The organism is Borreliella kurtenbachii (assembly GCF_030437945.2).
In the GTDB taxonomy this organism is placed as follows: domain Bacteria; phylum Spirochaetota; class Spirochaetia; order Borreliales; family Borreliaceae; genus Borreliella; species Borreliella carolinensis.
This window is the reverse complement of sequence record NZ_CP124058.1, coordinates 720,657-740,342: the sequence shown is the minus strand read 5'-3', so window position 1 is coordinate 740,342 and position 19,686 is coordinate 720,657. Positions and strand designations below refer to the sequence as shown.

Sequence of the window (19,686 nt, the reverse complement as noted above, 5' to 3'; positions counted from 1 at the left end):
TAAAACCATTTAAAATAAAGCATTACTTACAACATACTTCAAATAAATTAAAATTGTAAATCAATTTTAGAAAAAAAATATTTACACTATAATATAATTTTATATGAATCTAGGCAAAGATAATCAAAATATAATTAAAATTGGTAAAATATTTAAAAAAAACAACTACGAATTTTATCTAGTTGGAGGCGCTTTAAGAGACTTACTGCTTAATAAGCAACCTTACGATTTTGATTTTGCAACAAATGCAACTCCTGAAGAAATAATAACATTATTTCCAAATAACATTAAAACAGGAATAAAACATGGAACAATTGGCATTATTTTTAATAAAAAAATCTTTGAAATCACAACATACAGAATAGAAAAAGAATATGAAAATAACAGAGCTCCTAAACAAGTAGAATACACTAAAAATTTAATTAAAGATCTTGAAAGAAGAGATTTTACAATTAATGCAATTGCAATGGATATTTTCAACTTCAACATAATAGACTGCTATGACGGGGGGAAAGACCTTAATAAGAGAATAATAAGATGCATAGGAAATCCAAATAAAAGATTTGAAGAAGACGCTCTTAGAATACTTAGAGCAGCAAGATTTTCATCCACCCTTAATTTTAACATTGAAAAAAATACTTTAATTTCAATGAAATATAAAAAAGAAAATATTTTAATGATTTCAAAAGAAAGAATAAAAAATGAATTTCACAAATTGTTAGAAGGCACAAATATACAAAAAGGAATTTATTATCTTAAAAAAGTCAATTTTTTTAAAAATTTTTTCAATCTAGAAATAAAAACAAAATTAATCAAAAAAATTGCCCTACTTAATAAAGACAAATTTTATTTAAAGGCAATCACAATATTGACAATTAAAAAACCTATAAAAGAACTAAAAGAAAAATTAACTTTACTTAAATTCTCAAATAAAGAGATTAAGCTAATTTTATTTTATAGAAGCATAATCGATAATAACAACATTTTTAATGTCAAAAAATTAAGTGATATTAGATATTTACTTAGCAAGAGCACAAGAGAACATTATAAGGAAATAATTGATATATACAAAGCACTCAAAGGAAAAAAGAAAAAATATTTATTCATAACAAAAAACATAAAAAGAAAAAAATTACTAAAAAATCCTCTCTCTTTAAAAGATTTAAAAATAAATGGAAAAGATATACAAAATCTAGAACAAATAGACAATAAAAACATAGGTAAAATTTTAAACATACTACTAAGCTGCGTAATTGAAAATCCCAAGCTTAATACTAAAAATTATCTTATAAAAAAAATTAAAACCTTAAAGGTTAATATTTTCCATAGCTTTTAAAGCTACTTCGGCCGCTCTCATTTCGGCTTCTTTTTTAGATTTGCCCTTCCCATTTGATATAAAATTTTCCCCAACATAAAGTTCAACGCAAAAAACTTTATCATGGTCTGGACCTATTTCCTTGTCTAGCTTATAGCTTGGTGAGATTTTATATTTCTTTTGAACATATTCTTGCAATAAACTCTTATAATCTTTAAAATCACCCCTATTAAACATCAATCTTATATACATATCAAAAAGCCCAACCACAAATTCTGTTGCTCTTAAAAATCCACTATCAAGGTAAATAGCGCCTACAAAGGCTTCAATAGCATCTGCAAGAATGCCTTTTTTGTTTCGACCATCATTACTCTCCTCTCCTCTGCCAAGTAAAATGTAAGAACCAAGATTAATCTCTCTAGCAATATTAGACAAGGAATCTTCACTAACAATATAAGATCTGGCCTTACTGAGTTCTCCTTCACTTTTATTTGGATAAGTTTTATAAAGATGATCTGTAATAATTAAATTAAGCACAGAATCTCCCAAAAATTCTAATCTCTCATTATTGCTAGATTTTTGATCCAACTCATTAGAATACGAAGAATGACTCAATGCTGTATTTAACAAATCAAAATTACCAAAATCAATGCTCAAATTTTCCAAAAATTCACTTAATTGAGCTTTTCTTTCACTACTCAAACAAAAATCAGAAGAATTTTTTTTCATCAACCTTTTCTCTTTTTAATAAAATTAACAACATCGCCTACTGTCTCAAATTCATTGGCTTCGTTCTCTGGAATCTTATCATCAAAGGCCTCTTCAAGCAAATACAAAAGCTCATAAATATCTAGACTATCTGCATTAAGATCCTCAACAAATCTAGAGTCTATAGTAATTTCATCTTCTTTTTTATCAAGTTGCTCAGATATAATAGACCTAACCTTGCTAAAAATTTCATCATTATCCATGAATACACCTTCCTTACTACAAGCTACAAACCTATCTCTAGATATTGGTTATTTCTATAATATCCACATTTTAAACAAATCCTATGTCTCACTACAAGATTCCCACAATTAGAACATTCTTGAAATTGCGGAATTTTCTTCCTCATATTTATGCTACGCCTTGTTCTACTCCTAGATTTTGAAGGCTTAAATTTTGGAACAGCCATTACTTTCTCCTAACTACTTTTAAACTACATTAAATTATCTTAATAATATATATATTAACCAAGTCATTTGTCAATAAACTTAGATTTTAATCTATTAAACACCAATTCTGGAACAAAATTAGAAAGATCAACATTCTTTTTGTTCATCAATTCCTTTACAAAATCCGACCTTACATATAAATATTCTGCACTACTTGGTAAAAATATAGTATCAATTTTAAAATTTAACTTATTATTAACAAGATATCTTTCAAACTCTATATCAAAATCATTAAAAGCCCTAATTCCCCTAACAATAAATTTAATAGAATTAATTAATGCATAATCAACAATAAACCCGCTATACCTATCTACAAGTACATTTGAAAAATTTAAAGATGAGACAACTTCTTTTGTAAGACTAAACCTCTCAACGTCACTTAGCAAATATTTTTTTGATTTATTTTTAGCTACTAAAACAACAACTTTATCAAAAATAGCCAAAGATCTTTTAATTAAATCAATATGGCCCCAAGTAATTGGATCAAAAGATCCTGGAAAAACTGCCACCTTCATATCAAGAAAGCCTAAACCCTCTATTAATATCTTTAAGAATTTTTTTACGCCATATTGGCTGCTCTTCTAAATTTTCAAATTCAATTTCTTTAATAATTTTGAAATATAAATATTCTCCTCTAGAAGATGTATCCACAATAAAAAATTTACCAGCACCTCTATAAACCAATTTTTCATTACTTGAAAGATTATTTTCAACTGTTAATTTATTGATAACACAATCAAAATGAACAGGTTTATCTTCATTTTCAACCTTTAAAGACATACTAAAAACAATATCATTTATTTTTTTTTCACAAATAGCACAAGCAATGTCAAGATTTATCCTTGTTCTAAATTTTATACTTTTTCTTCTAAACTTACCTTTAAAAACATTTTGTTTATCTGTATTAAAAACAGTTGATTTATTATTAAAACTATTTAACGGGGCAACATTTTGACTTTTGCTCTCAGAATTTAATCTTTTATTCTTAAACCCATAAAAACGTTTATTGTGTTTCTGAAAATTACTACTCTTAAACTTACTTTGAGTATATTTCAAAATCAACCCCCTTAACTACAGAATAAATATTAACTCTGATAAAATAAAAACAAATATTTAAGAACAAAATCACTCACATAGCTTAAAAGTTTTTCAAAAGATCGAAATTTTAAATCTTTAGCTTTTTAAAGACAAAAGTACAATTAAATCCATATTGAAATTTAATAAGAATGGTTAATTAATGTTCTTAATTAGAATAAATACACAACCAAGCTTGCCCAAATTATTTCTTGAAATAGTAAAAATCCTACTAAATCTTGAATAAAAATTTACAAAACAAAAGATCAATCAAAAATAATTCTTAATCTCAATCTAATTTGATTCATTTTATGACTTAATTTGCTAAAACATTTAAAATAATTAAAAACTTAATGCTTAACTTTTTTAATATTAAGACGCTCCTTTATCTTCATAGCAGCTTTACCAATTCTATTCCTCATATAATAAAGCTTTGCCCTTCTAACCTTTCCTTTTCTTAAAACTTCAACCTTTTCTATAATAGGAGAATATACTGGAAAAATTTTTTCAACACCTATCCCTGAGGAAATTTTTCTAACCAAAAATGTTTTGCTAATTCCTTTATTTTGGAAAGCAATAACAATCCCTTCAAAACTCTGCAACCTTTCATTACTACCTTCAATAATTTTATAAAAAACCCTCACAGTATCTCCCACATTAAAAACAAAAGCCTCATTTTTCTTATTCTGAGCTTCAATTTTTCTTATCAAATCCATTATCTTCTCCTATTATCTCTAAATATTTAAGGTATAAATCATATCTATTTTTCTTAGTTTTTTCTCTAGCTTTAACAAGTCTCCACTTCTTTATATTTTCATGATGCCCTGAAACAAGAACTTCTGGAACCTTTGCCCCCTTAAAATCATAGGGCCTGGTATAATGAGGATATTCAAGTAATCCATTTTTTACACCAAATGATTCTTCTAATAAAGAATTAGGATTTATTACTCCATCTAACAGCCTATATACACTATCTATTAAAACAAGAGCTGCAATCTCTCCTGAAGATAAAACATAATCTCCAATAGAAATCTCAAAATCAACATACAAATCTATAATACGCTGATCAATTCCTTCATATCTTCCACAAATTATAACAATTTCTTCTTTTTTTGACAAGGAATATGCCAACTCTTGGGTATACTTTATCCCAGAAGGACTTAAGAATATTGTTGTTTTCTTGACAGATTCTACATGCTCAAGAGCAAAAGAAAGAGGTTCAGCCTTTAATACCATCCCAACACCGCCTCCATAAGGCAAATCATCACATCTTTTATGCTTATCTTTTGAAAAATCCCTAATATCAACAAGCTCAAAACTTACTATTCCCCTGTCAATAGCCTTTTTCATTATTGAATTTTCAAAAAATGGTTTAATTATTGCTGGAAAAAGGGATAAAACTATAAATTTCATTTTAAAAGATCTAAAACCTTAAGCTCAATTGTTTTTTCTTGAGCATTTATATCTCCAATATAAATGCTTAAAAAGGGAATAAAGAAAAATTTAATACCCACTTTAACCTCAAGAAATACATTATTTAAATATTCAAAGAAAGCTACAACTTCTCCTAGTTTTTTATTGTTATTAACAATAGCATAGCCAATAAGTTTTCCTAAATAATATTCGTCTTCTTTTAAACTCGATGCAAGCGAATCATCAACCCACAATTCAAAACCAATCACCGTCTTAACTGCCTCTGGAGTATTAATTCCTTCAAACTTTAAAAATAAGGAATTGCCCCTTACATTAACATCTACAACTTTAACTTCAATATTAGAAACATTGTTTTTTTTTAAAAGCACTTTATTGTTTTTTAGATTAATAAAATCACAAAAATTATTGGATATGCTTTTAACCTTAGCATACCCATTAACTCCATAAGACGATAATATAACGCCTTTAATAAACATAAATTAATCTAAAATTTCGAGCTGCACTCGCCTATTGGTTTTAGCAGCACATGCCCCAAGCAAAGTTCTAATAGCCCGTGCAATACGCCCCCGTCTTCCGATTATCTTACCCACATCGCTTTGGGAAACCCTTAATTCCAAAATAGTTGATTTTTCCCCCTCAATTACATTTAGTTTCACTTCATCTTCTTTATCTACAAGAGACTTTACTATAAACTCTATAAGTTCAATCTCATTCCCATACTCTTTCATCTAAACCTCCTGACTTTTCGCATTCAAGCTGTTTTTATTTAAAAGCATTTTCACTGTATCACTTAAAATTGCTCCCTTGCTTATCCAATCTTTCATTCTATCTTCCTTAATTTTTATTTGGTTTTGCTTTTCAACAGGATGATAATAACCAAGCTCTTCAATTGCTCTACCATCTCTAGGAGACGTAGAATTCATAACTACAATCCTATAATAAGGCCTTTTTTTAGCTCCCATTCTCTTCAATCTTATCTTAACGCTCAAATTTATTCCTCCTTATTTTCCCCAAAGGGATGCAATCTTACTTTGAAAATCTTTATTTTTCATTTTTTTCATAATCAAATTTGTTTGACTAAACTTTTTTATGAGCTTATTAACATCAAAAACAGTTGTTCCACTTCCTAAGGCTATTCTTTTTTTTCTTGAGGGATTATTCAAAATCACTGGATTTATTCTTTCTTTTTTGGTCATAGAAAGAATAATAGCTTCTTCTTTATTAAAACTCTCTTCATTTAAATTATTGCTATTCAGAATTGATTTTGAAACGCCCGGTAAAAAACTTACAAAATTAGAAAACCCTCCTACTTGTTTAATTCGCCTAAATTGGCTCAGATAGTCTTCAAAATTAAAACTAGCTTTATTAATTTTTTCCTCAAGCTTAATAGCCTCTTCTTTGTCAACAACACTTTGAACCTTCTCTACAAGACTAACAACATCCCCCATGCCAAGAATTCTAGAAGCAATTCTTTCTGGGTAAAAGGAATCAAGATCCTCAATTTTCTCTCCAACGCCAATAAATTTAATAGGAACTGCACAAATACTTTTAAACGATAATACAGCGCCCCCTCTAGTATCTGAATCAAACTTAGAAAATATTGCACCAGTAAGACCAACATTCTCATTAAATTCCTTAGCAATATTTACAGCAACTTGACCCATCATAGAGTCTACCACTAAAATGGTTTCTGCGGGTTGCAAAATCCCCTTGATTTTTTTTATCTCTTCAACTAACAAAGATTCAACCTCAAGTCGTCCTCTAGTATCAACTATTACAGAATCAAAAAAATTAGACTCGGCAAACTTCATAGATGCTTTAACAATTTTAATAGGATCTTTTTCCCCCTCAATTGAAAATACTGGAACACCTATTTGACCACCCAATATTTTTAACTGCTCTACGGCTGCTGCTCTAAATGTATCAGCAGCTACAAGAAGCACTTTTCTATTTTCCTTTTTAAGCTTTAAAGAAAGCTTGGCACATGTTGTGGTCTTGCCAGATCCTTGAAGTCCCAACATAAGAATATAAGATTGTTTGTTGGCAGGATGTAAACTAAGCTCGTAACTTTTGCCTCCCAAAAATTTAACAAGATTATCATTGACAATTTTAATAAACTGAGATTTTGGATCAATACCCCTTAAAACTTTTACTCCCTTGGATTCTTCAATTATAGAATTTAAAAAACGCCTTATAACTCTTAAGTTAACATCAGCATCAACTAAAGAATCTTTAATAATATCAATAGCCTCTGCAATGTTTTTATCATTTATTGTAGATTTTCCAGAAAGATAGTTTATAAAATTTCTAAAATTTGACCCCAAACTTTCAAGCATTAAAAATAACCCTTATTCTCAAAAATAATCTTGTCAAATATAAGATACAAAAAAAGGCAATATTAATCAATATCTCCCCCTGTCAAATAAAATTTATTAAAAATAACACTAGAAGCAGGCCCAACAACAGAAACTTCGGTGTCTAATGAACTAAGCTTTAATACTATATTTTCTTTATTAAGCTTTTTAATCTCTTCTTTTAACAAATCAAAAAAGGCTTTTAATTTAAAACTTTGACCGTAGAGTACTAAATAATTAAAATCAAGCATTCTTTGAATATTAATAATAATTATTGCCAAATATTTAACAGTATCTTGCATAATTTTATTTATAAAATCATATTTTTCATGAAGAGAAAAAATGTCATATATTGTAACCTTTTTCAATCTGCCTTCATACTTTTCATAAAGCTCAGGAATCTCCCCATTCATAAACTCTTTTGAAATTAATCTCTGCAAAGCAAAATTAGATATTAGCATATTAACACAGCCCTTATTACCACAAGTTGGACAATTTTTTTCTCCCTCATAATCAATTATCATATGACTAACCATACCTGATTTATTATTAAAACCGGGATAAACATTGCCGCCTGACCAAATCGAAAGTTCAGCAGTATCTGTGTAGTCAAAAAACATAATATTATCTATATTTTTGCCCATAAATTCAGCAAGAGATAAATTTTTAACATAACTTTCAAGGTAAACTGTAAGCGAAAAGTATTCCTCAAGTATTCTCTTAACAGGAACATCTTTTTCAACCCATGCCCCATAACTATCATTAACAATGCCTAATTCTTTATCCTTTATTAATCCTGTAATACTAAAGCCTAAGCCAATAAACTTATCTCTTGAGAAATTATGCTTCCAAATAATTTCTATCATATGATCTTTTATTTTTTCTAAAATATCATAAGCACTAACTGGGGGCTCAAAAGAATGAGTCTCGCTTATTAAAACCTCGCATTTAAGATTAGCAATACCTATTTGAAAATAATTGCTAGAAATAATAACTCCCATTGAATACGCATAATCTTTATTAATATCAAGAAGTATTTCTTTTCGTCCATGTTTTTTAACATCAGACACCCTAGAACCAACTTCAATCAAAAGATTTTCTTTTATCATTTGATTAGTCAAAATAGTAACTGCAGCATTTGTTAAGGCCAACTTACGAGACAGGTCTGTTCTTGAATATTGCATATTTTTCAAGCTAAGAAGAATTTTTCTTCTATTCCCGCCTCTAATTGAGACCATATTTTCACCCTGCATAATACACCTCCTTTATTTTTAAAATAAAAAAATATTATAAAATATCATATTAAAAAAACCAATACAATATTCTATCTATTCCTAAAAGACAAAAATGCCTTTATAAGGCTAAAAAATATTTTACATCATAAAATCACATTCATAAACTATCAAAAACTTAAAGCTTGACAAAAAAAGGAATAAAATCATTTTTACATAAAAACTCATCAATAAAAATTAATTGGGTTTAAGATTAATAAACACAAGAAAAGCCATTTTGCCTTAAAAACTAATAACTTTAACTTATTTTTTCCTTAAAATAAGAAAATTCCATAGTAAAACTGCCTCTTCCTTTAGTAGAGCTTCTTAAAATAGAAGCATACCCAAAAAGTTTCTCAAACGCCGCCTCTGATTTTATCAAATCATACTCTCCAATATTGCTAACCGAATGAATAACGCCCCCTATAACATTTAGTGTAGAAATAATTTCTCCTGTATGCTCAATAGGTGTTCTAATTTCTAATAACATAATTGGCTCAAGCCTAATAGGATTTGATTTTTGGAAAATACTATGAAAAGCAAATCCTGAAATTGACTCAAAAGCACTCTCGCTAATCTTATTAGCACCACAAATAATAGAAAAAATGCTAACATTAATATCAATAATAGGGTATCCAAAAATTCCACTTACAAATGTGGCTGTAATTCCCCTCAATATTGCAGACTTAATTGCGGGGTCAATACTGCATTCAAAATCAATTTTATTTCCCTCGCCCCTTGACAAAGGTTTAATGATCATTCCAATTTTAAAATCAATATTTTTGCCACCAAAAATATTGTTAAACTCAAAAACTTCTTTTACAATTTTACCAGCACTTTCTCTGTAACTTACTTGAGGTTTTCCTGTATAAACATTAAGCTTAAATTCATCTTTAATTCTTGTTAAAATAATCTCAAGATGTAATTCGCCCATTCCAGATATAATCAATTGCCCTGTTTCTTTACTCTCAGAATAACTAAAGGTAGGATCTTCCTTGGATATTATTTCAAAAACTTCCTTTAACCTAATCTCATCTGATGATCTTTCAGGCTCAACAGACATTAAAACAACCGGCTCTGGAAACATAACAGATTCAAGCAAAACATTATTGTTTTCTTCAACAAGAGTATCTCCTGTAACAGAAAACTTTAATCCTAAAACAGCACCAATATCGCCTGTTTTTACAAAATCTATTTGTTCATTTTTATTTGAAAAAACTCTAAAAATTTTTGTAAACTTTTCACGCTTACCATTTGAAGCATTGATAATTCTTTTACTAGAATTAATTTCACCAGAATAAACTCTAACAAAATAAAGATGCGCAGCAATTACACTTGAATATTGAACTTTAAAAACAAGAGCTGACAATTTTTTATGCTCATTAGGATCAACTGAAATTTTTTTATTTGCATCTAAAGAAAAAGCACTAAAACTTTTTTCAAAAGGACTTGGCAAGTAATCTACAATCGAATCAATCAAAGGCTCTATTCCAATATTTTTTAAACTAGTTCCCATTAAAACAGGAATAATAAATCTAGAAATAGTACCTCTTCTAATCTCTCTTTTAATAATATCTAAGCCAATCTCTTTATCTTCAAGAAATAATTGAGTAATTTCTTCGCTAAATTGGCTAAGAATGTCTATTATTTTTTTTTTAAAAAGAATCACTTTTTCAAAAAATTCTTCTCTAATTTGACTATAAGTTAATTTTGGAATTCCATTTTCCATTGAAAAATGAAGCTCTTTATTTAAAAGAATATCAACCACTCCTTCAAAATTGCTTTCATTCCCAATTGGAATTTGCAAAACTAAAGGAATGGTTTGAAATTTATTTTCAATATCTCCCACAACTTTAAAAAAATCAGCACCTATTCTATCCATCTTATTAACATAAGCAAGTCGTGGGATTTCATATTTTTCTGCCTGTTTCCACACAGTTTCTGTTTGGGCCTGAATCCCATCAACAGCACTAAAAATAACAACACCCCCATCAAGAACTCTAAGAGATCTTTCAACTTCTGCCGTAAAATCAACATGTCCGGGAGTATCAATAATGTTTATTTGGCAATCCTTCCAATGACAAGTAATAGCAGCTGAACTAATAGTAATTCCTCTTTCTTGCTCTTGAGGCATCCAGTCAGTAATAGTGTTTCCTGAATCTACATCCCCCATTTTATGGCTTTTGCCAGTATAATAAATAATTCTTTCTGTGGTAGTAGTTTTGCCAGCATCAATATGGGCCATAATTCCAATATTTCTAATACTCATAAATCTCCAACGCCAACTACAGCCTTAATGCAGATAAACTCATTAGTAGAAGTTACCCCTTTTAATAAAATTGTTATTTTGTATCGCACTCACAATATTTGCTTTCATGCTCATCGTGACAAAAACAATTACAATTTTCAAGTATTGCCTTATGCATCCACAAATGCTTCTCAAGATCACTCATGATATCATCCATAATATTAGCTGTACCATAATCACCAGCAGTATCAAGCAATTTTCTCATTCCAAAAATATTTTTCAAAATCTCATCAATACTACAAACAATGCTTTGCATTGAAGGCAAAAAATTAGAAGTTGATTCAATGTCAAGCTCCTTAATAAAGGATTTTTTCATAAACTCAGAATATCTAAACTCAGAATCATATCCAAGCATTCTTGAGCGTTCTGCAACAACATCAATAATTTTTTCAATATATTCATAAAGATTTTGTGTTTTTTCGTGAATAACAAAGAAATTGGTATCTTTTATATTCCAATGAATACCTCTTAAATTAGAATAAAAAATATGCAAACTTGCTAACAATTCTTGTAATTTTAATTGTATTACTTCTAAATCATCCTTTTTTATATAGCCTAAATACTTTTCCATAACTATCTCCTTTATATAATCATTATAATACATAATGGGATATAATTATAATTTTAATACTATAATAAATTAAAAGGATATTTAATGAAAAAATTGATTTTAATTTTTACATTGCTTTTATCTCAAGCGTGCAATTTAAACACAATGCACCAAATAAATACAAAAGAAGATATGAAAATTCTATATTCAGAAATTGCTGAATTGAGAAAAAAGCTAAATCTAAACCATCTAGAAATAGATGATACCCTCGAAAAAGTTGCAAAAGAATATGCTATTAAACTGGGGGAAAACAAAACGCTAACTCATACCCTTTTTGGCACAACCCCAATGCAAAGAATACATAAATACGACAACTCCTTTAATTTAACAAGAGAGATACTGGCATCAGGAATTGAACTTAACAGAGTAGTTAATGCATGGCTTAATAGTCCAAGCCACAAAGAAGCTCTTGTTAATACAGATACTGATAAAATAGGTGGCTATAGATTAAAAACAACTGACAATATAGATATATTTGTAGTTCTTTTTGGAAAAAGAAAATATAAGAATTGACACCATTAAAGCTTATACTGTATACTACTTATTAGTAGTAAAAGGGCTCATAGCTCAGTTGGTCAGAGCGCCTGCCTTACAAGCAGGATGTCGGGAGTTCGAATCTCTCTGGGCCCAAAAATAATCTAAACTTCAATTATTTTTAGTTCTAAAAGTAAATTTATTTTAGAATTTTTAATCATATTATTTAATTCTTTTTGCACTGTGTTAGCTTTTCTTAAGCTTTCAAAAAGAAAAATAAACGCTCCCCCTTTGCCAGCGCCACTCAACTTACCAGAAAGAGCGCCCAATTTGATCCCCCTACTTATCAACCAATCAAGAGTATCATTAGACAAACCTAATCTCTTTAAACAATATTGTGCAACATTCATTTCATTAGCTAAAGAATGCACATCTTTATTCTGAAAAGAAACATAAGAATTGCTTACAGCAAGACCAAGCTTTTCAATAAAAATAAATAAATCCGCATTGGATAATAGATGTCTTTTTAAATTGAGAACTATTTCTTTAGTTGTTAAATCTCTTTTTATTGCTCCTATTAAAAAATAAAAACCAGAATCTTTTATTCTTTTTGAATACAAAACATCTTCTTTTTTCTCTAAATAAAAAGTTCCACCAAGATCAATTAGTCTAATGTCCATTCCAGAAGATTTGCCGTGAAAAATGTTTTCAATTTGATTTGCCAATAAAATTTTATTACAATCTTTATATTCAAAATGACTTGTAATATATTCTGCAAAGCATAAACTAAGACTAGCAGAAGACCCAAGACCAACTCCAATAGGAATTTCAGAAATTATAGCAAACTCAATCGGATTAACTTTACTATAATTTGAAACAATAAAACTTATAAGGTTATTTAATCTTTTACTGGGTTTTCCTAAATATCTCCAATTTTTAGACACACTATAAACCAGCTCCATATAAATTGGAACTGTAGCTCCAATAACTGGAAACCCATAAACAGCACTATGTTCTCCTAAGAACAATATTTTAGCGGGCTTTCTTATTCTTAGCATTTATCGCTTTCAAACTTAATGCCTTCATGCTCTAAAACAATTGGAATAATTTTTGACAAATCAAAAGCTTTAATATTGGGTTTACAAACTAAAAAAGTTTCATTTCCGGCTCCCAAAGCTTTAATCAAATCACACTGACCCAAAAGGTGATCAAAACTTGAGGGCAAGGCTGCCGAAACTCCTATTATCTCTCCTATTGCCAATCCCAATTCTTTGGCTCTTCTTAAGCTAGAAATTAATGCAGAATTAGAATTGCTAACATTTAAAACAAGTTTTTTCATCTCCAAATTGCATTTCAATATAAAGTCTAAAATAGAATCTCTATGTTTATTGTATTTGCAAATAGCGGCAGTGGTTTTAACAGCTTGCAAACCCCGCATCAAATAAAAATCATCAAACTCTAAAGCGCCTAGCTGCCTGCACTTAGGATTAAAACCACCTTCAAACTCAATAACACCCCCAAAAATACTAGTAGCAATATCATACCCACTACCTATTCCTCCTTGAGAATGCCTGTAAGCTTCTAAACAATATTTAAAAATTTTAACCTTATCAACAACATTGGTGGCATTATAAATTAAAAAAAGCCCACACACTATGCCAATAGCAACAACAGCGCTTGAGCCAAATCCCCTTTTAATCCCATCATTAAAGAAAAAATTACTTGTATCAATATATATATCATATGCAAAGCTGTCTAGATTAAAAAAACAATTTTGACTTAAGTAAGAAAACATTTTAAAAACAAAATCGTTTCTATTTTCTATTAAAGAAAAATCGTCTATCTTTTTCTTTTTACTAAAAAATCGCCAAGAATCGCTCTTTTTAAAAGAAAAAAATGCTCTCTTGTTGATGGCAATTGCCAACCCCAATCCCTTTTCCTCTAAAATAGTATATTCCCCCATTAAAAGCAAATTTCCGGGTACAGAAAAACTAATCAAATCCATTCTAAGCCACGCCCAACCTTTGAAACAATAAAATCAATGCCAGTAAAATTTTGTTTAAGTCCTTTTAAAATAATATTTAAATTTTCCTCCAAACAAAGAAACTTTACTTGGGGGCCCGCATCCATTGTCTCAAATACAAAAATTCCCTCATTTCTCAAATCAGCAGCATACCTAATTAAATCTATTGTACTATTTTTAAAATAAAAAATAGAAGATGCAAACATTAAGGCAAACATATTCTGATAACTTTTCACAATGGTTGCTCCAAAACGTATAAAATCTTTTTGTAAAAAAAAATATAAAGCATCTTTAAAAATCTTTTTACTAGAGGCAATCCAAGCATCATAATAAAATTCATGGCGTTTGCAAATATTCATTGCAACTCTTGAAGACAATTCTTTTTCATTGCTATCAATTATGGCAAATATTATTCGCAAATCATTAAAATAAGATTGATCTCTTAATTGAAAAGATTCTTTTGAGCCCTCTTTTAAAATAGTAAATCCCCCGTAAATAGCTCTTGCAGCAGAAGCTGATCCTACTCTTGCAAGATTAGATGCGCTATTACAAGAATATTTATTAAAATATTTCAAAATACAAGCAGCAATAGAGGCAAAACCTGAACTTGAACTTGCAAGACCTGCTGCTGTTGGAAAATTGTTTTTACTTTTAATTTTAAATCTTACATTCGGTTCATTGAGAATTTTTCTTGCATAATCAAAAAACACATTTTCTCTATTTTTTAATATAACTGGCTTTGAATTTAAAATTATTTCATCTCGATCTGAAAGTTCAAGCTCACTTATTGAATAAAACTTATCAACACTAACAGCAAGACTAGAAGTAGCTGGAATGTTTAAAAAAACATCCTTTTTGCCCCAATATTTAATTAAAGCCAAGCTTGCATGAACTTTACACTTTATTTTCATTCTCTAACCTTATTTTCTTTAAAATTTCAAAAGCAAAATCAAAAGAATAAATATTCATTCTTTCCATTTCCAATAATAATTTGTCTTTCTCAAAATCAGAAATATTATATTTTGTCTTTAAAAGATAGAGTATTTTATTAACATGTAATCTCATGTGACCCTTTTGAATCCCATTAAATGCAAGAGCCCTTAATGCTGCAAAATTACTAGCAAGTCCAACACACGAGAGAATACCAATAAATTCGCTCTTGCTATTTACATTCATAATTCTAAAACTTAAAATCGAAGCTTCACTAAAAGATATAGCCCCGCCTTTAGTTCCAACTTGCAAAGGAATTTCAATTTCTCCAACCAAAGAATTGTCAGTCGTATAAAATTTACTAAGGGGAAGATATTTGCCGCTTTTTGAAGCAAATCTATGAACAGAGGCCTCAAGAGCTCTTGTGTCATTAAAAGTTGCAAGACATACCCCTGTAATTCCATTCATAATGCCTTTATTATTAGTAACAGCTCGCTCCTCCTCGTAAAAACCTATACTAGAAATAAGTTCAATTTTTTTAGCCAAATCCCAAGAATCCTCTTTACCTGGCAGCAAATGTTTAAAATCTAAAACAAAGCGGGCTTTGGCTGTAAATTCACTAATATCATTGCTTAAAACTTTTAAAACGCACTCATATCCTAATTCTAAAAAAATAAACTCTGCTACACGCTCTGCAATTGAGTTTAGTAAATTAGCGCCCATAGCATCACAAGTATCCACATAAAGATTTAATTTTTGAATACCAAGCTCTTTAATATACCTGGTTGAAAACCTTCTAAACCCACCGCCCCTTTGATTCATATTGACCAAAAGGGGGTCAACCCAAGTTTTGATTTTATCACCAAGGTCAACAAAAATTTTACTTAAATCTTTTTCCGATTTTATATAAATTTGAGAAATTCCCAGCACTTCACCCAAAGAATAACTCAAATCAGCATTTTCAAGAATCTTTGCCGCAAAATTTAAGGCAGCAACAACAGAAGGCTCTTCTGTTGCAATTGGCAAAGAATAGTATTTGCCATTTATTTTTAAATTTTTTACAATTCCAATAGGAAAAGATAAATATCCAATATAATTTTCTATCATATTAAAAAGAAAATCTTCATTGGCATTATTATAAAAAAAATCTTTAAAAGATAATCCCAGAAAACTTTTTATCTCTTGCCTTTTTTCTAAAACACTTTTATGTCTAAAATTTTCACTAAGTTCCATAAAACTGCTTAAAGACTCCAAGCTCATCAAGCAAATAATTACTCAAAAAATACTTATTATTTCTAAGTTCTGATAAACTCTTGCTTCCACTTAAAAACATAGACATTTTCAAAACATGCTCATAATCAGAAAAAAGACTAAATACAGCATCTTCTCCTGAATCATAAAAAGCCCTAAGAACAGCTGCTGCAACGCCTATAAGTCTAGCTCCAAGGGCAATGCCTTTAGCAATATCCATACCCGTCTCATATCCACCAGATGCAAAAATATTGGCCCTTAGAGAATCATCAACACTAAGTAAAGTAAAAATCGAAGGAATTCCCCAATCAGAAAAACAAGATGCAATGTTTAGATTATCGCCCCTCATACCTTCTACTAAAATCCAATTGGTTCCACCACTCCCCGCAAGATCAATATAAGAAACGCCAAGGCTAAATAATTCCTTAACGTCTTTTGGTGAAATTCCAAAACCTGTCTCTTTTACAATCAATGGAATATTTAAAAAGTCAGACAATTTAGCTATTGACTCTCTTATTCCTTTAAAATTTCTATCTCCATTAACATTCATCAATTCTTGTCCTGCATTAAGATGAACAATAATTGCATCAACTTCCAATCTTTTGATCATTTCAGCTATTTTAGAAATACCAAATTCAACAATCTGAACAGCGCCAATATTGGCAAATAAAGGAATATTATGAGCATGCCTCTTAAGAGCAAAGTCTCTTATGTACTCGGGATACTTAAACAAAAGCTTAAAAGAACCTAAGCCCATAGGAATTTTTAAATAATTTGCAATTCTAACTAAAGATTTATTAAAATTATTACCCTCTTTACTGCCTCCAGTCATGGAAGAAATAAAAACAGGCATGCTAATATTGTATCCAAATATCTCTTCTTTTGTGTTTATCTCGGAAAAATTAAAATCACTAAGAGCATTATGTTTTAGCTTAATAAACTTTAAGAAATTGCAACTACTTTTAACATCGTTTTTATTTAAACAAATCTCAATATGCCTTTTTTTATTTTCCAATATATTAGGCTCGATACCCATAAACTCGGTATCCATCATTCCTTAGTTCTTTTAAATAAAATCCTCTGGATTCACCAGGAACTATTTTATTTTGAAAAAAATCTTTATATTCTTCAAAATTTGCATTATTTCTAGTTTTTATAAGCCCATCAAGATCCCATAATTTAACAACTTCAAAAGCACCCTCTTCAATGGTCAGTTCATAAATAATCATAATATTGCCAGACCCATAAGAACAAAACAATATCTTTTCCCCTGTAATGTCTTTTTTAGAAAATACTCTTTTTAAATAAAATGCTAAAGATAGAAAAATTGAACCCGCATACAAATTCCCTACCTCCATAGCAGCTTCAACACCATCGTAAAAATCTATTGATTCTAAATAAGCATTTCTAACAGATTCGTCATCACTATAATATTTTTTCAAAATATAATGCATTGAATCTATTGGCATTTTAGCAAAAGGAACATGCAAAACAAACCTATAATTAGAAAATAAATCTTTCATGCTAAGTTGCTTTTTGAAAGCAAAATCTCTTAAAGCATTCTCATTTGCATTATTGTAACATTCAACTGAATATTGACCTCTTACCTTAGCTTCAACACTTCCAAAAGGCCTAAAAAAATCGTCAACATCATCGGTATAAACTCCAAATTCAGATAAATTGATCGAAAGTATCTTTGGATTTTTTTCAATCAAAATTGCAGTTGCACCAGCTCCTTGGGTAATCTCAGCCGTAGTAAGATTGCTATAATGCGCAATATCTGAAGAAAAAACTATGCCATATTCAGAATCATTAGAATGACTTAAAACACTTGCCACAGTGTGCAAAGACATAGCAGCACCAGCACACGCATGCTGAACCTGGAAAGTTAAAAAATTATTTCCTAGACAAATGCCAGATTGCCTTAAAGCTCCAAAAACATAAGAAGAAATGGCCTTTGAATGATCAACACCAGTCTCAGTCCCACCCAAAAGCATTCTAATTTTACTTAAATCAAGATTATTGTTGTCAAAAATAAGCTTAACAGCCGAACTTGCCATAGTTACACTATCCTCATTAGGACTAGTAAACCTAAAACCTTTTTGCAAGGTTGCATCTATTGCTCTATTGATTTTTTTAAAAAAAACTTCATTAGAAAAATATAAAGGATTTTCCAAAAGAATAGAAAAATCCAAATAATTTAAAGGTAAAAAAATTCTAATATCACTAATACCTATTTTCATATATTCCTCAATGCATTATTAACTTAAATATTATATTATAATTTACAAAAATTAGCAAAATCTTATATAATAAAACCTAAAAATGGAAGTTTATGAAAATAGCTGTACTTTTATCTGGAGGGGTTGACAGCTCTGTTGCCCTTTATAAAATTATAAACAAAGGATCTTCAAATATAAAATGCTACTATTTAAAAATTTGGGTTGAAGATGAACTATCTTATATTGGAAATTGTCCTTGGCAAGAAGACTTAAACTATGTTGAAGCTATATGCAATAAATTTAATGTACCGTATGAAATAATAAACTTTCAAGAAGAATATTATAACAAAGTAGTAAGCTATACTATTGAAGAACTTAAAAATGGCAATACCCCAAGTCCAGATATTTTTTGTAACCAAAGGATAAAGTTTGGAGCATTTTTTGAAAAAATAAACAACCAATATGATTTGGTTGTAACAGGACATTACGCTAAAATACAAATAAAAGAAGGCAAATTTTTTTTAAAACAGGCAAAAGATAAAATTAAAGACCAAAGCTACTTTTTATCTCATCTCTCTCAAAAACAAATGTCAAAACTATACTTCCCCTTAGGCACATTACTTAAAAGCGAAGTAAGACAAATAGCTAAAAACATAAATTTACCCAACAAAGATAGAAAAGATAGTCAAGGTATTTGCTTTTTAGGAAAAATTAAATATAACGAATTTATCAAATATCATCTTGGTGAGAGAAAGGGAAATATAATTGAAAAAGAAACAGGAAAAATAATAGGAATTCACAATGGATATTGGTTTTTTACAGTTGGACAAAGAAGAGGAATAAAGCTTAGCAACGGACCATGGTTCGTTATAGAAAAAGACCTAGAAAAAAATATTATATATATTTCCCATAACGAAAATTATTTAAAACAAGCAAAACGCAAATTTTTAGTTCATGAAATACATTGGATAAACGACACACCTTCAAATTTTGAAAATTTTAAAATTAAGATAAGACATGGTGAGAAGAAATACTCATGCAAATTAAAACTTATTACAAACAACTTAATGGAAATTTCTTTAAATAAAAAAGATAATGGACTCTCACCAGGACAATTTGCAATTTTTTATAAAAATACAAAATGCCTAGGGGGTGCTAAAATTTTTAAAATTATAGAATAATAATCAGACAAAAAGTAAGTAG

23 protein-coding genes and 1 tRNA gene are annotated in these 19,686 nt (G+C 29.2%); 4 read left to right on the top strand and 20 right to left on the bottom strand.

Annotated elements, in window-relative coordinates; all coding sequences use genetic code 11:
- The first annotated feature begins 103 nt into the window (after nt 1–103).
- On the top strand, nt 104–1,336 hold the full coding sequence (locus QIA22_RS04115; protein ID WP_301611970.1) for a CCA tRNA nucleotidyltransferase: 1,233 nt from the start codon (nt 104–106) through the stop codon (nt 1,334–1,336).
- Here the strand turns inward: QIA22_RS04115 and rnc are convergent.
- The 14 genes from rnc to QIA22_RS04045 form a co-directional block, all read right to left on the bottom strand.
- On the bottom strand, nt 1,307–2,044 hold the full coding sequence (gene rnc / locus QIA22_RS04110; protein ID WP_301611968.1) for a ribonuclease III: 738 nt from the start codon (nt 2,042–2,044) through the stop codon (nt 1,307–1,309). The two genes, QIA22_RS04115 and rnc, sit on opposite strands and share 30 nt — an antisense overlap.
- A complete protein-coding gene (acpP, locus tag QIA22_RS04105) occupies nt 2,044–2,286 on the bottom strand; it encodes an acyl carrier protein (protein ID WP_004789379.1) in 243 nt (80 codons plus the stop codon). Before acpP ends, rnc begins: the two co-directional genes overlap by 1 nt.
- Before the next feature lie 23 nt (nt 2,287–2,309).
- The gene (gene rpmF, locus QIA22_RS04100; RefSeq protein WP_301611962.1) at nt 2,310–2,492 is read right to left on the bottom strand and encodes a 50S ribosomal protein L32; all 183 of its coding nucleotides are present in this window, start codon (nt 2,490–2,492) and stop codon (nt 2,310–2,312) included.
- Nucleotides 2,493–2,555: 63 nt separating this feature from the next.
- Nucleotides 2,556–3,047, bottom strand: a complete 492-nt coding sequence (coaD, locus tag QIA22_RS04095) for a pantetheine-phosphate adenylyltransferase (RefSeq protein ID WP_301611961.1) — start codon at nt 3,045–3,047, stop codon at nt 2,556–2,558.
- A 1-nt stretch (nt 3,048) separates the two neighbouring features.
- Nucleotides 3,049–3,588, bottom strand: a complete 540-nt coding sequence (locus QIA22_RS04090) for a hypothetical protein (RefSeq protein ID WP_301611960.1) — start codon at nt 3,586–3,588, stop codon at nt 3,049–3,051.
- 368 nt (nt 3,589–3,956) lie between these two features.
- The gene (gene rplS / locus QIA22_RS04085; RefSeq protein ID WP_014023911.1) at nt 3,957–4,322 is read right to left on the bottom strand and encodes a 50S ribosomal protein L19; all 366 of its coding nucleotides are present in this window, start codon (nt 4,320–4,322) and stop codon (nt 3,957–3,959) included.
- Nucleotides 4,300–5,019 carry a tRNA (guanosine(37)-N1)-methyltransferase TrmD gene (gene trmD, locus QIA22_RS04080; RefSeq protein ID WP_301611959.1) on the bottom strand — a complete coding sequence of 240 codons (720 nt, stop codon included), beginning with the start codon at nt 5,017–5,019 and terminating at the stop codon, nt 4,300–4,302. Before trmD ends, rplS begins: the two co-directional genes overlap by 23 nt.
- Complete coding sequence (rimM, locus tag QIA22_RS04075; RefSeq protein ID WP_301611958.1) at nt 5,016–5,516, bottom strand: ribosome maturation factor RimM; 501 nt, start codon at nt 5,514–5,516, stop codon at nt 5,016–5,018. The genes trmD and rimM overlap by 4 nt, the downstream gene beginning before the upstream one ends.
- Nucleotides 5,517–5,519: 3 nt before the next feature.
- Nucleotides 5,520–5,768, bottom strand: coding sequence for a KH domain-containing protein (locus QIA22_RS04070; RefSeq protein WP_002557283.1), 249 nt, complete (start codon nt 5,766–5,768; stop codon nt 5,520–5,522).
- Nucleotides 5,769–6,029, bottom strand: coding sequence for a 30S ribosomal protein S16 (rpsP, locus tag QIA22_RS04065; RefSeq protein ID WP_071983611.1), 261 nt, complete (start codon nt 6,027–6,029; stop codon nt 5,769–5,771).
- A gap of 12 nt (nt 6,030–6,041) precedes the next feature.
- Nucleotides 6,042–7,376, bottom strand: coding sequence for a signal recognition particle protein (ffh, locus tag QIA22_RS04060; RefSeq protein ID WP_301611953.1), 1,335 nt, complete (start codon nt 7,374–7,376; stop codon nt 6,042–6,044).
- A gap of 62 nt (nt 7,377–7,438) precedes the next feature.
- Nucleotides 7,439–8,647: a host adaptation transcriptional regulator BadR gene (badR, locus tag QIA22_RS04055; protein WP_301611951.1), complete on the bottom strand. Its 1,209-nt coding sequence runs from the start codon at nt 8,645–8,647 to the stop codon at nt 7,439–7,441.
- 277 nt (nt 8,648–8,924) lie between these two features.
- Nucleotides 8,925–10,934, bottom strand: coding sequence for an elongation factor G (fusA, locus tag QIA22_RS04050; protein ID WP_301611949.1), 2,010 nt, complete (start codon nt 10,932–10,934; stop codon nt 8,925–8,927).
- A gap of 73 nt (nt 10,935–11,007) precedes the next feature.
- Nucleotides 11,008–11,544 (bottom strand): Dps family protein, encoded by a 537-nt coding sequence (locus QIA22_RS04045; RefSeq protein WP_301611947.1) that lies wholly within the window; start codon nt 11,542–11,544, stop codon nt 11,008–11,010.
- Nucleotides 11,545–11,628: 84 nt separating this feature from the next.
- Between QIA22_RS04045 and QIA22_RS04040 the strand changes: the two genes are divergently transcribed.
- The gene (locus tag QIA22_RS04040; protein WP_301611946.1) at nt 11,629–12,096 is read left to right on the top strand and encodes a BB0689 family surface lipoprotein; all 468 of its coding nucleotides are present in this window, start codon (nt 11,629–11,631) and stop codon (nt 12,094–12,096) included.
- A gap of 43 nt (nt 12,097–12,139) precedes the next feature.
- Nucleotides 12,140–12,213: transfer RNA gene (locus QIA22_RS04035), tRNA-Val, on the top strand.
- An 8-nt stretch (nt 12,214–12,221) separates the two neighbouring features.
- Here QIA22_RS04035 and mvk read toward each other — a convergent pair.
- The 6 genes from mvk to QIA22_RS04005 are packed head-to-tail and all read right to left on the bottom strand — an operon-like array spanning nt 12,222 to nt 18,504.
- Nucleotides 12,222–13,115 carry a mevalonate kinase gene (mvk, locus tag QIA22_RS04030; RefSeq protein ID WP_301611945.1) on the bottom strand — a complete coding sequence of 298 codons (894 nt, stop codon included), beginning with the start codon at nt 13,113–13,115 and terminating at the stop codon, nt 12,222–12,224.
- Entirely contained in the window at nt 13,109–14,062 is a 954-nt protein-coding gene (locus QIA22_RS04025) for a GHMP family kinase ATP-binding protein (RefSeq protein ID WP_301611944.1), read from the bottom strand. Before QIA22_RS04025 ends, mvk begins: the two co-directional genes overlap by 7 nt.
- Entirely contained in the window at nt 14,053–14,991 is a 939-nt protein-coding gene (gene mvaD / locus QIA22_RS04020; protein WP_301611942.1) for a diphosphomevalonate decarboxylase, read from the bottom strand. Before mvaD ends, QIA22_RS04025 begins: the two co-directional genes overlap by 10 nt.
- The gene (locus QIA22_RS04015) at nt 14,975–16,243 is read right to left on the bottom strand and encodes a hydroxymethylglutaryl-CoA reductase, degradative (protein ID WP_301611940.1); all 1,269 of its coding nucleotides are present in this window, start codon (nt 16,241–16,243) and stop codon (nt 14,975–14,977) included. The genes mvaD and QIA22_RS04015 overlap by 17 nt, the downstream gene beginning before the upstream one ends.
- Nucleotides 16,233–17,297 (bottom strand): type 2 isopentenyl-diphosphate Delta-isomerase, encoded by a 1,065-nt coding sequence (fni, locus tag QIA22_RS04010; protein WP_301611939.1) that lies wholly within the window; start codon nt 17,295–17,297, stop codon nt 16,233–16,235. Before fni ends, QIA22_RS04015 begins: the two co-directional genes overlap by 11 nt.
- Complete coding sequence (locus QIA22_RS04005) at nt 17,281–18,504, bottom strand: hydroxymethylglutaryl-CoA synthase (protein WP_301611937.1); 1,224 nt, start codon at nt 18,502–18,504, stop codon at nt 17,281–17,283. The genes fni and QIA22_RS04005 overlap by 17 nt, the downstream gene beginning before the upstream one ends.
- A 92-nt stretch (nt 18,505–18,596) precedes the next feature.
- Here QIA22_RS04005 and mnmA point away from each other — a divergent pair, with 92 nt between their 5' ends.
- On the top strand, nt 18,597–19,664 hold the full coding sequence (mnmA, locus tag QIA22_RS04000; RefSeq protein ID WP_301611935.1) for a tRNA 2-thiouridine(34) synthase MnmA: 1,068 nt from the start codon (nt 18,597–18,599) through the stop codon (nt 19,662–19,664).
- Nucleotides 19,665–19,686: the final 22 nt, after the last annotated feature.